The sequence below is a fragment of the Propionivibrio limicola genome (genome assembly GCF_009469695.1).
Lineage (GTDB): Bacteria > Pseudomonadota > Gammaproteobacteria > Burkholderiales > Rhodocyclaceae > Propionivibrio > Propionivibrio limicola.
Window position 1 is genome coordinate 1 of sequence record NZ_SSSR01000045.1, and the last position, 640, is coordinate 640.

The 640-nt window shown below is 57.8% G+C and carries 1 protein-coding gene; it reads right to left on the bottom strand.

Going from position 1 to position 640, the window contains the following annotated elements; genetic code table 11:
- Window positions 1–19 precede the first annotated feature (19 nt).
- The coding region (locus GH659_RS14720) for an ISAs1 family transposase (RefSeq protein ID WP_153112189.1) at window positions 20–640 on the bottom strand (621 nt) is incomplete at its 5' end.

Here is a 640-nt window from a genome sequence, read left to right on the forward strand (position 1 = left end):
CAGGGCAATCGCATCAAACCTACCCGAGTCCAAGGATGGACTCCCGGTAGGCATCAGAGGAGGCGGCGAGGATTCTGCGCGTATGAATGCCAGCCTTTCGAGAAGAGTCGAGACGAAAAAGGTTAAGGACGAGGCGTCGTAGGGTGGCAAGGTTGGCGCCGGCATTCTCAATGCGGGCGCGCATCTGGTCGTCGTTCAACGCTACGTCAAGGCACCAGTGGAGGCGATTCTCGATGCTCCAGTGCGCCCGTACGGTGTTGAGCAGCGTGTTTGCCTCCGGGGCAATGCTGCCGATATAAAAGCGTCGTTCGCAACTCGTTTTTCCATTGATCGTGCGCTCCGCCTCGATGACACCAAACATCCCGAGGTCTGGCCATTGCTGCGGGTCGGCCAGACAGTCGAGTTGATCAAAGGCCCAGCAGCGGCGAACCTCGATGCGGCCATGATCTTTCTCGACCGACTCGGTGTAGGAATGGCGAACGTTCTTCCAGTGTTCGGCCTGACCGATCGCGAAGAAGGTGGCGATCGATTCGGCCAGTTTGGGCTGGTTGTTCTTGACCGCGAGCACATAGTCAGCTTCCTTGTTACGGATGGCCTGGGCAATGTTGGCATGTGTTCCCATGGCGTCGATCGTGACAAT